General features: G+C 43.0%; 18 protein-coding genes and 1 pseudogene. 10 read left to right on the forward strand and 9 right to left on the reverse strand.

The annotated features are described in order from the left end of the window. Positions 1–49: 49 nt before the first annotated feature. A complete protein-coding gene (locus tag AC5JPO_RS10720; RefSeq protein WP_443525632.1) occupies positions 50–892 on the reverse strand; it encodes a type III secretion system chaperone family protein in 843 nt (280 codons plus the stop codon). Positions 893–947: 55 nt separating this feature from the next. Beyond that, positions 948–2,015, reverse strand: coding sequence for a hypothetical protein (locus AC5JPO_RS10725; protein WP_443525633.1), 1,068 nt, complete (start codon positions 2,013–2,015; stop codon positions 948–950). A gap of 161 nt (positions 2,016–2,176) precedes the next feature. Between AC5JPO_RS10725 and ccmA the strand changes: the two genes are divergently transcribed. From ccmA to ccmE, 5 genes are all read left to right on the forward strand, one after another. After that, positions 2,177–2,806, forward strand: coding sequence for a heme ABC exporter ATP-binding protein CcmA (ccmA, locus tag AC5JPO_RS10730; protein WP_443525634.1), 630 nt, complete (start codon positions 2,177–2,179; stop codon positions 2,804–2,806). Positions 2,807–2,851: 45 nt separating this feature from the next. Continuing rightward, positions 2,852–3,598 carry a heme exporter protein CcmB gene (locus AC5JPO_RS10735; protein ID WP_372863650.1) on the forward strand — a complete coding sequence of 249 codons (747 nt, stop codon included), beginning with the start codon at positions 2,852–2,854 and terminating at the stop codon, positions 3,596–3,598. A gap of 205 nt (positions 3,599–3,803) precedes the next feature. Beyond that, positions 3,804–4,592, forward strand: coding sequence for a heme ABC transporter permease CcmC (ccmC, locus tag AC5JPO_RS10740; RefSeq protein WP_319050922.1), 789 nt, complete (start codon positions 3,804–3,806; stop codon positions 4,590–4,592). Between the two features lie 16 nt (positions 4,593–4,608). Continuing rightward, positions 4,609–4,830: a heme exporter protein CcmD gene (gene ccmD, locus AC5JPO_RS10745; protein ID WP_319050921.1), complete on the forward strand. Its 222-nt coding sequence runs from the start codon at positions 4,609–4,611 to the stop codon at positions 4,828–4,830. A 260-nt stretch (positions 4,831–5,090) separates the two neighbouring features. After that, positions 5,091–5,591, forward strand: a complete 501-nt coding sequence (ccmE, locus tag AC5JPO_RS10750) for a cytochrome c maturation protein CcmE (protein WP_443525636.1) — start codon at positions 5,091–5,093, stop codon at positions 5,589–5,591. A 109-nt stretch (positions 5,592–5,700) separates the two neighbouring features. On the opposite strand, the gene AC5JPO_RS10755 is transcribed toward ccmE, so the two are convergent. The 7 genes from AC5JPO_RS10755 to AC5JPO_RS10785 all read right to left on the reverse strand — a co-directional run bounded on the left by AC5JPO_RS10755 (position 5,701) and on the right by AC5JPO_RS10785 (position 14,379). Further along, positions 5,701–6,549 (reverse strand): aldo/keto reductase, encoded by an 849-nt coding sequence (locus tag AC5JPO_RS10755; protein ID WP_443525638.1) that lies wholly within the window; start codon positions 6,547–6,549, stop codon positions 5,701–5,703. A gap of 438 nt (positions 6,550–6,987) precedes the next feature. Then, positions 6,988–7,953 carry a MetQ/NlpA family ABC transporter substrate-binding protein gene (locus AC5JPO_RS10760; RefSeq protein WP_443525639.1) on the reverse strand — a complete coding sequence of 322 codons (966 nt, stop codon included), beginning with the start codon at positions 7,951–7,953 and terminating at the stop codon, positions 6,988–6,990. 167 nt (positions 7,954–8,120) lie between these two features. Then, entirely contained in the window at positions 8,121–8,807 is a 687-nt protein-coding gene (locus AC5JPO_RS10765; RefSeq protein WP_443525641.1) for a methionine ABC transporter permease, read from the reverse strand. 19 nt (positions 8,808–8,826) lie between these two features. Beyond that, positions 8,827–9,597, reverse strand: a complete 771-nt coding sequence (locus AC5JPO_RS10770) for a methionine ABC transporter ATP-binding protein (RefSeq protein ID WP_443525642.1) — start codon at positions 9,595–9,597, stop codon at positions 8,827–8,829. A gap of 254 nt (positions 9,598–9,851) precedes the next feature. Beyond that, a complete protein-coding gene (locus tag AC5JPO_RS10775) occupies positions 9,852–12,005 on the reverse strand; it encodes an ATP-binding protein (RefSeq protein ID WP_443525644.1) in 2,154 nt (717 codons plus the stop codon). Positions 12,006–12,086: 81 nt separating this feature from the next. Continuing rightward, positions 12,087–12,809, reverse strand: coding sequence for a response regulator transcription factor (locus AC5JPO_RS10780; protein ID WP_058025471.1), 723 nt, complete (start codon positions 12,807–12,809; stop codon positions 12,087–12,089). A gap of 292 nt (positions 12,810–13,101) precedes the next feature. Beyond that, positions 13,102–14,379, reverse strand: coding sequence for an efflux RND transporter periplasmic adaptor subunit (locus AC5JPO_RS10785; RefSeq protein WP_443525646.1), 1,278 nt, complete (start codon positions 14,377–14,379; stop codon positions 13,102–13,104). 698 nt (positions 14,380–15,077) lie between these two features. On the opposite strand from AC5JPO_RS10785, the gene pilG reads away from it, so the two are divergent. From pilG to AC5JPO_RS10810, 5 genes and pseudogenes are all read left to right on the forward strand, one after another. After that, positions 15,078–15,455 carry a twitching motility response regulator PilG gene (gene pilG, locus AC5JPO_RS10790; protein WP_114701589.1) on the forward strand — a complete coding sequence of 126 codons (378 nt, stop codon included), beginning with the start codon at positions 15,078–15,080 and terminating at the stop codon, positions 15,453–15,455. A 170-nt stretch (positions 15,456–15,625) separates the two neighbouring features. After that, the gene (locus AC5JPO_RS10795; RefSeq protein WP_319050912.1) at positions 15,626–15,988 is read left to right on the forward strand and encodes a response regulator; all 363 of its coding nucleotides are present in this window, start codon (positions 15,626–15,628) and stop codon (positions 15,986–15,988) included. Between the two features lie 3 nt (positions 15,989–15,991). Further along, entirely contained in the window at positions 15,992–16,522 is a 531-nt protein-coding gene (locus AC5JPO_RS10800) for a chemotaxis protein CheW (protein WP_443525647.1), read from the forward strand. 528 nt (positions 16,523–17,050) lie between these two features. After that, a pseudogene (locus AC5JPO_RS10805) lies at positions 17,051–18,112 on the forward strand (methyl-accepting chemotaxis protein); the annotation flags it as partial. A gap of 116 nt (positions 18,113–18,228) precedes the next feature. Beyond that, a complete protein-coding gene (locus tag AC5JPO_RS10810) occupies positions 18,229–19,167 on the forward strand; it encodes a CheR family methyltransferase (protein ID WP_443525649.1) in 939 nt (312 codons plus the stop codon).

Here is a 19,167-nt window from a genome sequence, read left to right on the forward strand (position 1 = left end):
TGATAAACAACCAGTTTACTGAAAAAACTGGCTTACTGAATAAACCGAGTTATTGAACAAACTGGGTCGGCAAGAAGAATGTACGCGCATCTGACTGCTGACGTAGCTCGATAAGCAGCGTTTGCATATCTTCAGCAGGATCTTGATTGTTGATTAGGTTATCAAACAGCTCATTGGCAACGGTAGTCATCGCGACCACGCTTTGCAGCAAGTGCTCAATGATATCATTATCAATACCGACGGCTTCAACGTCGATAGCGTTTTTGTAGCGTATCTCCCCATCATTGATATCCATCTCTAAATTACCGATCAGCATGTCATAATTGATCTGGGTAATGAGTAGTAGTGCCGCGTTTTGATGACTCTCTGGTATCAAAAATGGCAAGATACCATAAACAGCCAGCAGCTTATTTTTTTCTTGTACACGAAACAGATAACCACAGTTGACCTGTTTGTGGCGCATTCTCAAGGATAAGTGATGTGATTGCTGGCTATCATTCGTCTTGGGTCGATAATGCGTATAGTGCCATTGCTTATCGCTGAAATATTGTTTTAAGCAGTCGACAATGGGCGTGTCACTGGGGCGCTGTGTTTCTGCTACTGAATGATCAGGCTTTAGACGAGAGGAGTTTAGTTGCTCACGGACTTGGCTGGCATCTGGTTCAGAGGTAGCGGCAGAGGAGTTATTATCAGTAGTCTCAGAACTACGGGCAATGACATTAGTGTATATACCAGTTTTATCGTTAGCAGTGTTAGCATGGTGGTCAGCGTTACTATCAGCGAGTGATAAATCTGCTTGCTCACCTGTACCATCGATAACCGACTGCGGCGCGGATGCAGTCAGTAACCGTTTGATTTTTTGCCACAGGCTGAGTTTGTTGCGTTGACCCATAATAGTATGCTGACAAGTAAGTAAAGTTAAAATAGCAAACAAGCAAAACGACAGCTTAATCTTGGTTCAGCGCGAGTCCTTCTTTAATAGTAGGCTGCGCATAAAATGCTTCTAGCATGTCATGTAGATGAGCGGTAAACCAAGGCGCATCAATAGCATCTTTGACGATAGGCAGTAGCGAAGCACTACATTGACGCATCGCATCGTCATCAATGTGCAGACCCGCAGCGATAGTTGCCATCGTGTCAGACTGATGATTGGCATACCATGTGTCGATACTTGCTGACACCAAGCTGTGCAAATACGGTGATACTCTGAGACGGTTGTAGCTTTGCTGAATACTGGCTTCGATATGATCAATACTACTATTGCCAGGCTCATCGCTTAGATAGGTTTGCAGCTCGCTGATCGGTTGATCTTTGATACGATCCCAGCCCATGACCATTAGACGCGCTACTTCTTTATTCGATAAGTGTTCTTGTGCGTTAAATTCGGCTTTTCGTGTCAAATCTTTAATATTACGATGCAAATACGTTTGCAGTTTTTCATCGAGGTTTCTATTGGTTGCCTTCTCAAAAGAGCTGCGTCCAAGCTTCATTAATTTACCGACGCCGCCTGCTTTATCAAGTGTGGTATCCATAAAGTCATTGATAGCATGATAGAGCGTTTGGGTCAGTAGGTCTGCAAAGGTTTCGTTGCCGACCAGCGTATGAATCAATACGTTACGCTGCTGTTCATGGCTACCGATGTAATTAGCAAGGGTTTCAACTTGTACATCATCGACCAATTCAGACAAAGGCACGTTGTCATTGACCGGGTGATAAATGAGGGTGTGCAAAATATCACGTATGTCTTTGCGCATTACCTCAGTCATCGGCTGGTTTAATAGCCAGTCCTTCATCACATGCTGCAAATGCTCGCATTTAATATATTTGCTCAAGGGCTGCGCCCCAAACCATTGCCACGCCTCCATCGCTAGAGGTTCAGCCTGCTGATGCAGCCACTGCTGTATAAAATCAATCTGAGCATCAATCAAGCTATCTACTGTTAAACGGCTGGTTGGTGAGGTATTAGTCGTGTCGTTTTGGCTATCTGGTAAAGTCTGCATAGGTTTCAAAGTCATATTTTGAGGTCGTATTTTTTGAGGTTGTACTTTTTAAAGTCAGAGTAATCGACAATTTGTTATACTGTGTGTTTGTGGTGGTCATAGGGTATTATGCCACGAACATTACCTTTATTTGTGAGGAATGTTGACTGCCACTTGATAAATAATCAGAGGTTTGGATGACGGTTTTGGATACGCCTTTACTTACACTTGACGAGCTGACGGTTCAGCGCGGTGAGATACCGCTGTGTGAAGGGGTCTCATTGCATTTATCTGCCGGTAGTATCTGCCATCTTATTGGGGCAAATGGTACGGGAAAAACGACGTTGCTCATGCAGTTAGCAGGATTGTTGCCAGTTCTGGTAGGTGGAGTTGCTTATCAGGATCAATCGAGCTTGCCTATCCAGCCGCTTTATGTCTCGCATCAGTTGGGTATTCATCCTAATCTAACCGTCGCGCAAAATCTGACGTTCTTACTGAACTTGTATGGTATCAGCCCAAGCGCATCCGATATTGATGATGCGCTCACTTGGGTAGGTCTACAAGGGTTTGAGACGATCAGCTCAAGTCATCTGTCTGCGGGACAAACGCGGCGTATCACGCTGGCACGCTTATATTTATTAACCCCTGATGTGACGCCATTATGGCTGCTTGATGAGCCTTTTACAGCGCTGGATGTGGATATGGTGGCGAGAATGGAGGCGCGGCTATGTGACTTTGCACAGGCTGGTGGGTCGATACTCATGACCAGTCATCAGACGGTCGGTGTGGCCAATCAGGTACTCGATTTGTCAGATTATATGGTCTAAATGGGACTGCTAGCAGTACTATCAGTATAGGTAAAAGGACGAATAATGACAGACAGTCCAACGCAAGCAAACTCAGCTGCAGTGGCAAGCAAAAAACCCGTGAGTATCGTCACCACACCGCGTGGGATTGGGTTTGGTCAGCTGTGGCGCCGCGAATGGCAAGTCAAGCAGCAAGGAGCGGTGCAATGGTTGTATCCGCTAGTCTTGTTTTTAGTGATTATTACTTTATTTCCGCTAGCGGTGGGTAGTGAGCCTGCGCTGTTACAGCGCCTTGGTGTATCGGCAGTCTGGATCGCGGCATTATTGTCACTGGTCATGGGTGTTGATGGTTTATTTAAGCCTGCGCTTGATAATGGTACGCTTGCGCAATTGGTCGTCGCCAAAGCGTCACTACCGTTATGGGTGCTGATACGTCTGGTCATTCACTGGATATTTAGTAGTGGTATTGTGGCAATGCTGAGCTTGCTTGCGGTGCCTTTGTTTCAGCTGAGCTGGTTTGAGGCATGGGTGTTGATGGCATCTATCGTGACAGGCAGTCCGATGCTGTTGATGCTGTCAGCGGTCGCTAGTAGCCTGACACTATCACTAAAGAATGGTGCAGTGCTGGTGCCTTTGATTGCGTTGCCTATGCAGTTACCCGTATTGATTTTTGCGACAGGCGCGGTCGACTTATTTGCCACGGGACTTAACGGTTTGCCTATATTAGCACTACTATTGGCAGGAAGCATTATCTCAGTATTGGTGATGCCTTGGGTGATTGCAACAACCCTCAAAATGTCATGGCTCAATTAAGAGGTATGTTCGAAACCCCGTAGTCCAAATCCAGCGTATTAACATCGTGTTGAAAACGGGCAATTTTGCTATAATAGTCTATTGAATACGTACACAGATCTTTGTAGATTCTATCCAGTGTTTAACGCCAGCAGGTGAGCCAATAGGAGTGCTTTTTTGCACTATATCGGTCAAAACCAGTAAGCTGTGTAATAGGTTTATTCTCATGCCCAACCTGAATAACGTCTCATCCCCTAGCTTGTGGCAGCGCATTTGGCAGGGTTTCTTAACCACTGTAGGCACCAAGCAGTTTTTTCGTATTTTTGGCCCTTGGGTCAAGTGGCTTGCGATATTAGCCAGTATCTGTTTGCTCATTGGTAGTGTATGGGGCCTTGCTTTTGCGCCGCCTGATTATCTTCAGGGTAATAGCTATCGCATTATCTTTATCCATGTACCAGCGGCCAGTCTTGCTATTTCTATCTATTTTTCTCTTGCAGTTCTGGGAGTGATTTATTTGGTATGGAAGATTAAGACTGCCAGCTTAGTCGCGCAGGCGCTTGCTCCAATGGGGTTTTTGCTATGCGTTATTAGTTTACTCACAGGTTCCATTTGGGCAAAGCCAACATGGGGCACCTATTGGGTATGGGATGCGCGCCTGACGTCAATGCTCATATTGGCATTTCTATACGCGGGCGTCATGGCGCTGTTTGCTGCTTTTGAGCATACCGCCAATCGTGGTAAAGCAGCCGCAATACTATCCATCGTAGGCGCAGTGAACCTGCCTATTATCAAGTACTCAGTGGAGTGGTGGAACACCTTGCATCAAGGGGCGACCTTTAGTTTGACGGCAGCACCCAAAATGTCGGCAGATATGTGGATGCCGCTACTACTAATGATTATAGGCAGCTATTTACTGGTTGCGACATTAGCGATTTATCGTACCAATACGCTGATTTTAAACCGTGATCAAGGCAAGGCATGGGTCAAAGAATACATTCGTAGTCAACACAAGTAACGGTCAGGAATATACTATGCAGCCCTACTTTTATAGCATATCTGAGTTCATTGCCATGGGTAAGCATGGGGTTTTTGTATGGACATGCTGGGCGATTACCGTCGGTGTAATATTGGCTTTTATCATCTACAGTCGCAGACAACGCCAAGCGCTCATCAAACAGCTCACTATCCAACAAGCGCGCCAGGCACAACGTACTACCAAAACACAAACACCTGCTACCAAAAATTTTGAATAAAAAGAGTTCTGAATAAAAAATCATCTTAATATCATAGTTTTACTGTAAGGCACCGTATCCTTACACTGACAAAAATATGACTTTATAGGCAATGATGAGGCTTATTGATTTGTCTGAAAAATGCTACCATATAGCGATTAGAAGAGTACGATTAGAAAGACATTTTCGGAACGTTTTTCTAATGGTGGTTTCTTCAAATTTTTCTGTTTGATAGACAGATTATGGTTTATAAAACAGCGACTCGTTAATGGGGTAGTGGTATGAATGCAGTTCGTCGGAAAAAACTGACGTGGGTTATGTTTACGCTGGCAGGTGCCGCCGTAGCAGTTATGTTGGTTATCTATGCTATCGGGCAGCAAACTGACTACTACTTTGATGCGACTGCCATTGCTCAAGGAGAAGCGCCTCAAGACAAACGTATTCGTGCTGGTGGTATGGTGGTTGCAGGTAGTGTGCAGCGCGCAGCGGATAATCCTCTAAATGTCGAGTTTGCGATCACTGATTTTCAATCGACAGTACCCGTGACTTATCAAGGTATTTTGCCAGATTTGTTTGCTGAAAACTCAGGCGTGGTCGCCACTGGTAAAATGCAAGGCGAAACCTTTGTGGCAGGTGAAGTATTGGCTAAGCATGACGAAAATTACATGCCACCAGAAGTTGCCAAGTCTATGAAAGAAAACAATCGTAGCGGGGTAGTGCCTTCCTCTGAGCAATATAACCCTGCCGTAAAAATTCACGAGACTGACACGCTACAACAGTAGTGGCTGTATGCATTTAAGCTATAGAGTATTTAGAATATAAAAAAATCCACCGATGATCGGTGGCTTTTTTTTGTTCTACATTCAACCAATTAACGAAGTACTCGCCACATTAGTCATCCCATACAGGAGTATAATCAGGATGCTCAATCTTACGACCATCAGAGCTTGCAAGCTTACCAATTTTTTCTAGCTCGTCTGCACTCAGCTCTACCTTGGTAGCATCTAAATTGCCTTGTAAGTGATCAGGATTCGAGGTTTTTGGGATAGCAACGCGGTGCTTGTCTGACAGTATCCACGCCAACGATATTTGCGCTGGTGTTACATTGTGATTATCAGCAATCTCTTTGATAATATCGTTATCAAACACATCGCCACGCGCTAGCGGTGAGTAGGCTTCTAGCAAGATATGGTGATTATTCAAAAAGGTTTGTAGTGTGTCTTGCTTGATAAACGGATGAAACTCTACTTGGTTCACTACGATAGGCACATCAGCAGATTTTTTGGCTTCAATAATATTGGCAATATTAAAGTTCGAAACACCGATATGACGCGTCAAACCTTGCTTTTGTAACTCACACAATGCAGGAATAGTTTCAGACAATGGTACGCGGTCGTCTGGCCAGTGTAATAGCAATAGATCGACATAGTCTACGCCCAGATTTTCTAATGATTTTTGCGCAGCAGCTTTTAGCTTCTCTGGCTCAAACTTCATATCGTCAGGAAAAATCTTGGTAGTCAAAAAGAATTTATCGCGAGCTATCCCTGATTGTTTAATACCTTCACCAACTTCTTTTTCATTGTCATAAGCTTGGGCGGTATCGATATGCTCATAACCCATCTGTAGGCCTTTTTTGACCACATCGATACAATCTTGTCCCGTTGACTGCCACGTGCCCAATCCTAAAACGGGAATATTTGCTTGTCCAGCAGTACGAATATTATAGCTTTTGGCACTCATATTATTATCCTTGTTCTGTTTGTAGTTTCTATTATTATTGATTAATTTCGATATAATTACTGATAGTAAGGCAATCGGTATTATTTGATAGGCTTAGTTAAAGCAATAAAAATTTTGTTCGATCATCATTTTTAAAAGGTCGATATTTAATTGTCGACGCGTCACTAATCAGTCTCGTCTACTATAAGAAAAACGAGCCCAAAGTGGAAGGTCGAGTGACGCAACCCTACAAAGGGCAAACAGGCTGTAACGTGATATTTAATAATCAGATGGATCTACACAGGCTATTCAAGAGTAAAAAAGTTTTATAGTTATTGCCATAAAAAAACGTCCATCACTATCAAGTGACGGACGTTCATAATCATAAATATACTTAAGCACTTAAAGCTCAGGTACTCAAAGCCTAAATACTTACGATTTGGATATGCAGTCTAAGTCTTACTGAGCAGCAGCTTCTGGAGCGTCAGCGCTTTCAGTTTCGGCAGTGCCCATATGCGCGCTGTGGTCAGTACCCCAGATTTTTGGGTACTTGTAGCCAGGGAACGTTTCGTGAGCGTACTTTTTGAAAGCTTCTGAGTTATAAGCATTGGTAACATCCTCAACCCATTTCTTGCCAGTATCAGCAGATTTGATTGCTGACCAGTTGACATAAGAGAAGCTTGGCTCTTGGAATAGTGCTTCAGTCAGCTCGATACCAGAGTCAGTAGCATAGTTGCCGTTGATTACTGCAAAGTCTACTTCGTCACGTGCACGTGGCAGCTGGGCTGCTTCTAGCTCAACGATTTCAATATCGTATTTGCTATTGTCAGCGATATCTGCTTTTGATGCAGTTAGCGGATCGATATCGTCTTTGAGGGTAATCCAGCCAAGATCATCCATCATGACCAACGCACGGGCAAAGTTACTTGGGTCGTTAGGCGCAGAAACACTCATGCCTTTAAATGCAGCATCAAGGCTGTCTTTTTTACCAGAGTAGATGCCAAGTGGTGCAGTTGGTACTTGGAATACTTCGACAAGATCAAGATTGTTCTCTGTCTTGAAGGTATCGAGGTACGGCTTATGCTGGAAAATGTTGATATCCAAATCGCCTTCAGCCAATGCAAGGTTAGGACGCACATAGTCAGTAAATGCAATTAGCTCAACTTCATAACCTTGTGCTTCAAGTGTACCTTTCACTTGGTTACGAACCATATCAGCAAAATCGCCTTCAGTGGTACCGATAACGATTTTGGTATGTTCAGGATCGATATCGCTAGCGGCAGTTTCAGCAGTTGATCCTTCGGTGACTGGTTCTTTGGTCGCTTCTGGCGCTGATGAATTGCTGCAACCAACCAAGACCAAACCTGATACACCAACAGCGGCAAATGCGCTGGCCAACTGACGGCTGATATCTGTTAATTTCATAATATGTCCTTAATAATGAATGGGATTAAATAAAATGTTTATTGTCTAAACATTAAAAAAGCAACATTATAAATAGTAATGCTGCTTTTTATGAGCGCTGAGATGGGATTGAGTGTTGCCAAAAATAAACCTAGTCGCTCGTAATGTCAAGTATTCTCTAAAGCGGTTTAACGTTTGTCCAAACGATTGGCAAGCCAGTTACCAGAGGCTTGAATTGATATGACCATGATCGATAGTACAATCACAATAAAAATCATGACTTCGGTTTGATAGCGATAATAGCCATAACGAATGGCCAAGTCACCCAAACCACCGCCGCCGATCATACCTGCCGCCGCCGAATAAGACAGCAAGCTGATACAAAGAATAGTCACTGACAGTACCAGGCCTGAGCGTGCTTCATTGAGCAATACTTTGATAATAGTAAAAGGCCCGGCGCCCATCGACTCAGTGGCTTCAATGATACCGCGCGGCACTTCACGTAGGTTTTGCTCGACCAAGCGCGCAAAATAAAACGATCCTGCAATTGCCAGTACCAATGATGCCGCAATAGGACCAATACCTGTGCCAACAATAGCCTTGGTAAACGGACTCATCGCAATCATCAAAATTACAAATGGGAAGGCACGCATAAAGTTGGTGATACCACCAAGTACACCGTACAGTGTCTTGTTTTGCAAAAACTGTCGATCACTAGACAAAAACAAGAATACGCCAAACAGTCCACCGATGATGATGGCTACCGTGGTCGAGATACCAAGCATGATAAAGGTATCAACGAACGCGCTCATAATCTCTTTACGTAGAACAAGCAGCTTGTCTATAGAGGCGGATAATTCAGTACCAGTTAACATATCTATTTCTCCTGCCTCATTAGTCCTCAACGACTAAACCTTTGCCAATTGGGGTGGTTGCCTGAATCAGACCATCTTGTACATCGGCTACTTCTAACAACTGACCTTGATGCAATAATGCGGCACGATCGCAAAGCCGGCGTATCACACTCATCTCATGAGTTACGATAACGATAGTCACGCCAAGTTGCTCATTGATATCGCGCAAACAGGTGAGTAGACTGCGAGTCGTTGCAGGATCTAGTGCACTGGTTGGCTCATCGGCCAATAGTACTTTTGGGCTCGGGGCAATTGCACGGGCAATACCGACACGTTGTTTTTGTCCACCTGATAATTGAGCAGGGTAATGACCTGCTCGATCAGTCAAATCTACGATTTCAAGACAGTCCATAACGCGCTTATGAATATCATGACTAGGATAGCCTGACACTCTCAAATTAAATGCGACATTGTCAAAGACAGTATGATTAGACATCAAATTGAACTGCTGAAAAATCATACCAATATTATGACGGGCAATACGCAGTTCACTAGCAGATAACGTGGTCAAGTCAGTACCATCTATCATGACTTGACCTGAGTCTGGACGTTCAAGCATATTGATGAGACGCAATAAGGTCGATTTGCCTGCACCTGAATAACCCATTAGACCAAAAATTTCGCCTTGCTTGATCGTTAGAGACGTCGGCTCAACAGCAGTAAACCAATGCGGTTTGCCGTCTTTGTCTTTGATTGAGCGGTCGCTTAAAAAACTTTTGGTCACATCGTTTAAGACAATCATGTCGTTCATGGAGGGCTCAAAATTTAATAAATTTTTTGTGATTATTATGCGTCGTTATGGCTCTATCGCTATGCGAGGAGCCTAACTAAAACAACGACGGTCAATAACCGTATAATAAGGGGCGGTAATATAGCATATTATCTGGCACTTTGGATATGCACATCCGTGTCCAGCTTATGATGAATAGCTATTAAGGATAGGGCGTTTGGAAGGTAGAAGGGGCGGTAATACAACGAAAGTCGTTATACTCTTAATATAAGTGATCAATCATGCTGATGATAATGAGGATCGTGCTTGACAGGTATAGCAACCAAGAACCGAGTATGACCATTTAGCGTATCGGTAGTGATGCGACCTTGATGTGCGGTGACAATTTGTGAAACCAGCGATAAACCTAAGCCAGAACCTTTGTTCTTCTGCTGTAAGCGTACGAATGGGCTAAACACTTCTTCGCGTTTCTCTTCAGGGATACCTGTCCCTTCATCAATCACTGCCAGTACTGCATATTTAGGTTGCGGGCGTACAGGTTCAGCCTTTGCCTTTTTCATATGCTTGGCAAAAAGTCCTTCTTTGCGCGGCGGCGCTGATATGTCATTGCTGTTTTTAGTATTGGTTTTAGCGCTGTCTTTACTGGCATTTTTAGTGTTAGCTGTTTCATTGAGCATATTTTCAGTGTTCTGCTGACGGTGACTCTCGAGAGTGTCTTTGCTAATGAATGTTTTGTTATCTGTAGACTGGACTGTACCATTAGGAATAGGGTGGTCAGTATTTTTAGTAGTTGCTTCGGAGTCAGAGTCAGGAACAGCTCTCCACATTACTTTTTTGACTCTATCAGTCAACTCATTGGTGAAGCTATGGTAGTTCGCAAGTAATGACGAGTCATTAGCCGATTTTGGCATACCTAAATGGTTTGCTGAGCCTCTACTAGTATCAGTATTATCTTCTGTCAGAGTAGTATCTATACTATCGCTAGTCGTTGTATTGGTGTCTATATGAGTGTCTATGTCTTCACTAACGGGCACATTTTCACCGTTCATATATATCGGCGGTGCTGGTAACTTATCTATGAGGTCGACTGATTCAGGTTTATCAGTATCGTTTCGCTCATAATTATCATAGCCATCATGTTCACTTGGATTATTTTGATGGTTCGCAGTGACATCAGTCTGATTATCATAAGAATCAAATTCCAAGCTATTATAATCAGTGAAACTGTTGGCGAGTACCGTTTGCAACAGATAATCAGGGACTACTCCAGCGTCTTCGATAGTTTGAACCCCATAAAGAAGCACAGTGACAGGCGGCTTGCCATGCAGCATAGCATTGGTCAATAGATTACGGATGAGGTGAGTCAACATTGATGATTGACCATCAATCATAATGTGCTCACCAATCAAGGTCGCTTCAGGATAGTGTTGACGCTCTTGATTGACAAGGTCATATAAGTCTAAATCTTCAATCTGTTGCAAGGCATGGCCCGCATCTAGACGACTGACCAATAAGATACTCTCTACCAAGTCATTGAGCCCCGATAAGTCTCGAGTGATGGCATGAGCGCGCTTATCAAATTTGGCTTTGGTATCAGTTGGCAACGCACCAGCTAACATGTCCATCATTTCGATCTGTAAGCGAATACGCGTGATGGGTGTACGTAACTCATGGGAGGCATGTGCCAGTAATAAGTTATTGGCATCGACGAGATGCTCGATTTTTTGCGCTGCTTGGTTGAAGCCTCGTGCGAGTGAAGCGATTTCATCATTACCCCGAGCATTCACGCGAACCGTAAAATCGCCATCACCCAGTTGAGTCATCTGCTGGCTCAACTGATCGATGCGCCAGGTCATGGTACGGGCTATGAGCCAGAGAACACCTGCCATAATGATGAGCAGCAATAGAGTACCAGTAAACAGATTTAGCGCAGCAGACAACACAGGTTTTTTGGGTGGCAAACGTGATTCATACAGTAGCGTATAGCCCGTACTACTATATACTTGCGCCTGTTTGGTAGGCGGAGTATCTGCGAACGAAGGAAAAACACGTGAAAACAAAGAAGGCGTTGGCGGTAATTCTAGTGGTAAGTCACTGTTGTCAGTCTGCATGAGCATCCGACCTTCACTGTCATACAAGCCCATTTTTGCTTGAAGAGACTCATCAAAAATATCAAAGCTTTTTTTGACAACAGCGAGCATGAACCGCGACTGTAGACGGTTATCTTTACTAATAGAGATATTTAATTCATGTAAAAATGGATCGATTTGTCCTAAGATCTGCGTCGCTAATATCTCCGACCGTATGCCTGCATCTTTGTCATGGACCAATTGGGTCAACAACACCATCGCTACGGCAAATAAAGTAAGTGCCAGCATGACGCTGGCAAATAACTTGGCAAATACGGAACGAAAACCCAATTGCTGCATTAAACAATCTCTACTATCGGACGCTGATATGGACTGGTACGACTGAGCTCAACAAGTTGCTGATTAATCGACTGTGTTAGATTAAACCTGATCAGTAGCAAATTGATAGCCAACGCCGCGTACCGTGATGATGCGTTTTGGTTGACGCGGATTGTCTTCAATCAGAGCACGCAGACGCGAGATATGAACGTCAATAGCACGGTCGATATTGTCTGAGCTGTCATCATTTGGCATTGCCTGCCATAGCTGCTCGCGATTTAGTACCTTGCCAGAATGAGTGGCAAAATAATGCAGCAGTTGGAACTGATGCGTTGTCAGACGTACAGGCTCATCATCGATAGTCACTTCATGGCTATCAGGGAACACACTCAAACGACCAAAAGTTAGGCTATCTGATTGGCTGTCTGCCTGATTTGGCTGTTCGTGACGACGAATGACAGCACGGATACGAGCGAGAAGCTCGCGTGGCTCAAAAGGCTTGGCGATATAGTCATCAGCACCCATCTCTAATCCTAGTACGCGGTCGGTAGTATCACCTTTCGCAGTTAGCATGATAATAGGTACTTTGTTGGTCATATTGTTTTTGTTGCCACGGATTTTTTGGCACACTTGCATACCATCCATATCAGGCAGCATCAAGTCCAGTACGACCAAATCAATATCACGCTCTTTGGTATCTAATAGATCGAGACCTTCTTGACCAAGACCAGCATGATGGACATCATAGTAGTTCATGGTCAAATAATCACTAATCAGCTCTGCTAAATCTGGATCGTCTTCAATCAATAAAATCTGCTTGCTCATGGGATATCCTCTAGTTGTTGTTATGATTTGCTAAAACTCTAATACGCGCTAATTGCCTAATTATGATAATTGTTCGAATGATTTTGACTTTAAAGCAATTAAATCATTAATATAATTAAACAGGCGAGCCTCTAATTTTTTAAATGTATAAAAGACTAAGCCATTATAAAAAGGCTGTCTAAAATACTCGGTTAACGCTATATAAGGTACGTCATAGTGCCTAATTATGCTGTTACAAAACAAGAGAAGCTTTGTTAATGTTTCTACATAATGTAACTGTCAAGGTAAGCTGCTATGACACGATGACTTTTTTCCCTTCAGAATCAACAGGTAAATCAGCCAAACAAATCAAACTATCGTTACTCACCCCAGCGATTAAATACTGCTGGGTATTCGGATCATATTCAACAACCTCAATAGGCTGGCGTGTTAAGCGCTGGTCTTGCCCAATAACCCAAACATTAGCAGCCAACGGTCTAAGTGGCATATATGGCGGCTTTTGTAGCTCTGTTAAATCAACGTCATGCAAAGCGCGCTTGGGTACGATTGTACCGACATCTATTTGTCCGTAGTTGACTCGCCCAGTGACTTTCATCTCTGGCAGTAGTTTGTCACGACTGGCTTCATTGTCAATGACGTTAACATAAACCAAGAGCTTTTTTGGTTGACTGGTTGAGACCAGTTTGCTGACTTGTCCAGTAAATTTATCAGTCATACTCTCGACCGTAAAGTTAACGGTTTGACCCACTGAAAGCTGAGGTTCTGCTTGGATAGGCAGGGTCGCTGCAAAATGCAGTTTTGTTTCATCACTAAGTTGCAATAAAGACGCGCGCGCTGCCATCTTTTGCCCAGCTTTCGCATTTAGGTTTTCTACGCGACCTGAGAAGCTGGCATGTATGGTAATCAAATTGTATTGTCCACTTGGTGTTGCGGCGCTACTCTCTACGTTGTTGCTATCGGATTCATTGTTGGTAGATCCGCTACTGTTAGTGCTATTGCTATTAGCACCATCGTCAGCTTTTGCGGTTACTAAGTCTGTTGCTGGTGACTTTATATCATTGGTAGTTTCTTTTGCGACCGCAATATCTTTATCTTTAGTTGGCTGTACAGCTTTGGCACTTGCATTTGCTTGCTGTTTGTCTGCTAGCGTTGACTCTTTGGTTTCAGTAGCTGCTGTATCGTTGTCTATAGAATCATCTGTAGATGCTACATCTTTAGCAGTACCTGCACGCCTAAAAACAAGCAGCGGTGACCCTTTCTCTACCCATTGACCTTCACTGACTAAGGTTTCTTCGATGGTTATAGGATGTACTGCCACAAATGAGGTCTGTTTAATAGGCTCGATATTACCTTGCAGACCAAGACTTGGCTGATATCGTGAAGGCTTTACACTGAGTATATGATCTGGTGTCATGGTGACGCTATCACTGGTAATGACAAGCGGCGTATCTATAGCGGCTTCATTTTCAGCAGCGACTGGCTCACTATTGGATGGTGATGGCTGACAAGCAGCGAGCAATAAAGCACCAAGCAAGTATAGGCTTTTTTTCGAATGTTTATAGGCTGTCATAGCAGTTACCATTATAGTCATTACCTTATTATATAGTGAATTGTCACGTGGTGGAATGAGTGCAGCCTACTTACCAAACTTAAGTAGGTTAAGCCCTTTTGCCAGATCAGCAACAAAAGTTATTCATTTATCAGATAAGAACAGATGTTTTTAAGACTCAATAGTCTGAATATTAATTCGTGAATAACTGGAAAAGGGTTAATAACTGTGCTAAAACAAACATAAAGAAATACACTGATACATTTTTATCACAAATGCAAATTATTCAGCAATGTGGCTATTGATTCTATATAATGCAAAAGTATCGTAAATTTGTTTACTACATTGATTTGATTACTTTGCTTTGGCGATGATTGATTTTAAAATATGCCTAAAAATATGCCCAAGTGTCTTCAGCGCTTACATGAGTTTGATTGATATCCACAAACAAGAGTAGGGTGACAAGCCCAATATACTAAGAATAACGCTCGATTATGTGAGCTTATTAATTGCAAAGTGCGTATAGTAACCCATGTTGACGCTGTGTTTGATGGGCAGACACTGATAAAAAATAGCCGCTGTCAGAATAAGTTTTGATATATGCTTAATCTTCTGTATCGTTTTAATGCTGACTGTCGTTACGGTCTGAGATTAATGGTTAAGACTTTGTATAGACAGAAGAGCGTTACGTATAAATAGTTGTTCATAGGATAATGATAATGGAAAATAATTTTGATGGCCTAAAAGTGATGGTAATTGATGACTCAAAAACCATTCGCCGTACCGCAGAAACCTTGTTACAAAAGGCAGGCTGTGAAGTAGTAACTGCTATTGATGGTTTTGATGCTTTAGCAAAAATTGTTGATAATAATCCAGACATTATTTTTGTCGATATTATGATGCCTCGTTTGGATGGTTATCAGACTTGCGCATTGATAAAAAATAACCCAGATTACGCCAATAAGCCTGTAATTATGTTGTCGTCTAAAGATGGTTTGTTTGATAAAGCACGTGGTCGTATTGTCGGGTCTGATGAGTATTTGACCAAGCCATTTAGTAAAGATGAGCTTTTTGATGCTATCAATCAGTACCGCTAGTCAGGTATAGCTAGACTTAACCGTAATGATTGTTAAGATTGGAAGTGATTGCTCAATTTTTGAGTAATTATGATAAAAAATATACCACCAATAAATTTTGGGTATTGTTTTCAATCGTTTTACTTCAACAATATATCCTCATGGATATCTTAGAAATAAAGGAAATCCCTATGGCTACAGTTTTAGTCATTGACGACTCGCCATCAGAAATGGCGAAATTTCGCGACATGCTTGCCAAAAATAATTTTCAAGTACTAGAAGCTTCAAACGGCGAGCAAGGCTGTCAAATGGCCGCTGATCATTTGCCAGATGTTATTTTGATGGATGTGGTTATGCCTGAGATGAACGGCTTTCAAGCCACGCGAAAGATTACTCGTGGCAAAACAACCGCGCATATTCCTGTCATTATGATCAGTACCAAAAATCAGGAAACCGATAGAGTTTGGGGCAAACGCCAAGGCGCTAAAGAGTATATGAGTAAACCAGTTGACGAAAATGGATTGGTCAATATGATTCGCAAAGTGATGGAGTAACTTGTGGCTTCTAGAGGATTTATTGAGCTTCTGCGTATAGCAGATTTGGCACGTGCGCGTAAAAGTGGTCGCCGCGGTGGTCAAGCATTTGATTGGCAGGGTGTGGTATTTGAAATTGGTGGGCAACGCTTGGTTGCCCCTATGGGTCAGGTATCAGAGGTGTTGTCCATGCCAGAATACACAAGCTTACCTCTAGTAAAGCCTTGGATGCTAGGTATTGCCAATATCCGTGGACGTTTGTTACCGCTCACGGATTTGTCACATTTTTTGCAAGTTCCGAGTCGACTGTCTCAGTTAAGCCAGCGAAAAGTTATGGTTGTTGACCATGATAATAGTTTTTCAGGACTACTGGTCGATCAAGTGCTCGGTATTGAGCAGTTTACTCAGGATCAGTACCGCCCAGAAGCGATTGATCCTAATTCACCATTTGCGCCTTATAACCATGGTAAGTTTTTGAAAGAAGAGCAAGAGTGGTATGTCTTCATGCCAAGCTTGCTTGCACAGGATCTACAATATTCAGATGCTGCAATATAGTAATCGACAATAGAATACCTGTCTGTGAAGTAATGGCAGATTAATAGCGACTGACACGATTTAGTGAAATGTCAGCATTTATACAGGCTTTGCTAATCATTGTTTTGATAACAATAAGATTGTCAAAGTCAGTCACGATAAGACTTTGACGATTGTTTGAAAGGGATATGCAAGATGAGTGATGTTATAAGAAAACCTGTAGCTGGTATGAGTAATACAACAGCGGACGGTAAAGATGCTAATAATACATGGAAGCTGTTATTAGGGTTTTTCGTTTTATTGAGCATAGCCTGCCTGATCTGGCTGATCAATTCGCTATCATCAGTGAGTCAGTATTTTGGCAGCTTCAATCAGTCTGTTATCTTACCAGCCGTGATATTTGCGGTTGGTGCCCTAGGTATTATGTTTGCCTCGTATCAGTTGCTTAAGCAGCGCGGTGGTTCAGAGCGTTTGCTTATTGAAAAAGAGACGTTACGTCGTCGTCAAGAAGCAGAAGCAGAGTCTGAACGCGCTCGTCAGATTCAAGAAGAAAACGAACGTAACCAGATCGCTATTCTACGTCTACTTGATGAATTGGGTGACTTGGCAGAGGGTGATTTGACCGTCAATGCTACGGTATCAGAAGATTTTACTGGCGCCATTGCTGATTCGGTAAACTTTGCAATTGACCAACTACGCCAATTGGTCTTGGTTATTAACAGTACCGCTGATCGTGTATCACAGTCCTCAGATCAAACCCAGATGAATGCGGTTGAGTTGGCCGAAGCCTCTGAGCATCAAGCGCAAGAGATTGCAGGTGTATCAGCTGCGATTAACGAGATGACCGTATCAATTGACCAAGTTTCGAACAACGCTGCAGAGTCTGCAACCGTTGCTCAGCGTTCAGTTGCTATCTCGCATAATGGAGCTGCGGTTGTACAGCGTTCGATTGAAGGTATGAACGTTATTCGTGATCAGATTCAAGAAACATCAAAACGTATCAAACGTTTGGGTGAGTCTTCGCAAGAGATTGGTGATATCGTTGGTCTAATCAACGATATTGCAGATCAGACCAACGTTTTGGCATTGAATGCTGCCATTCAGGCATCGATGGCAGGGGAAGCGGGACGAGGTTTCGCTGTTGTTGCTGATGAGGTTCAGCGTCTGGCTGAGCGTTCAGCAAACGCGACCAAACAGATTGAAACATTGGTAAAAACCATTCAGGCAGATACTAACGAAGCTGTTATGTCGATGGAATCAACAACTTCTGAAGTAGTACGCGGTGCACGTCTTGCAAAAGATGCAGGTGAGGCACTAGAAGAAGTACAGAGCGTTTCTAATACGTTGGCTGACTTGATTCAAAGTATCTCAAACGCTGCATTACAGCAGGCTGAGTCTGCTGGACACATCTCTCACACCATGAATATTATTCAGGACATCACCTCACAAACATCGTCTGGTACGATGGCAACCGCACGTTCTATTGGTGAGTTGAGTGAAATGGCTGCAGCCCTACAGGAATCGGTTACTGGTTTTAAAGTATCAGATGATGATGCATTGTTAGATGATGACATGATGAATTCTGAAGAAGTATTATCAGAAACTGTTTAATCATTTGTTGTTAGCATTAGAGCGTCGCTGCTTCATATAGCGCTCCCTCGATGAGACTATTAACTAAAATGCTGTACAGGCTATGATGATGTACAGCAGCAATCATAGCAGGTGACGTGAACAATCGTACTCAACCAGACAGAGCTCCAGTCAATAACGCTGAATTTGCATTGAGCGAAGCTCTGAGGCAATCAGGTCGTTTTGATGCGGGTCAATGGCAAAAGTACATAGAGCACGAGATTGGCTTTGTACTCCCAGACATGCAGCTGCAGTGGTTGATCAATGCAATTGAATGTACGGCAATATCAAATGGACTGACCCTCGAGCAGCTATGGATTCAGCTGCCAAAAAATAGTGAACTGCGTCAGCAATTTTTAGACAAAGTTTTGATTCACGAAAGTCGATTTTTTCGGCACAAGCCTTCCATAGATTTTGTCACAAAATATGCATTACAGCATCAAAATGCAAATGAAGTAGATAGCCCATTTCGTATTTGGAGCGTTGGCTGTGCAAGTGGACAAGAAGCATGGTCTTTAGCTATGAGTCTGTCAGCAGAACAGTTGTCAAACTACTGTATATTGGGAACCGACGTGAGTGAACAGGCGATTATAGACGCACGTTTAGCACAATATGACAAACGGCAGCAGTCTTTAATACCTGAGCGGTGTCAGCAGTTCGTTCAGCCTATAACTACTAAGAGTATAAGTCGTAGGCTGAACACAGGTGGCATAGCTGATCAGTCAAACATGTCAAATAGTACCCAGTCCAGCTGGCAGATAGCATCAGTCTTAAAACCGTATGTTAATTTTGCTGTGCATAACATCATTGAACAACAATCTCCCACTTCGCATCTTCAAAATGTGATCATCTGTCAAAATATGCTGCTATATTTTCGTAAGTTTGATCAGCGTGATATTTTGGCACGGCTCTCAGAGCAGTGTGCGTTAGCGGGTTATATTATATTGGCTCCAGGTGAGGCGTTGTTTTGGCGTCCTTCAAATATGCGCCGTATTGCGCACCCACAGGTTAATGTGTGGCAAAAAATCAGTGCCTAA

The organism is Psychrobacter sp. H25, from assembly GCF_059076335.1.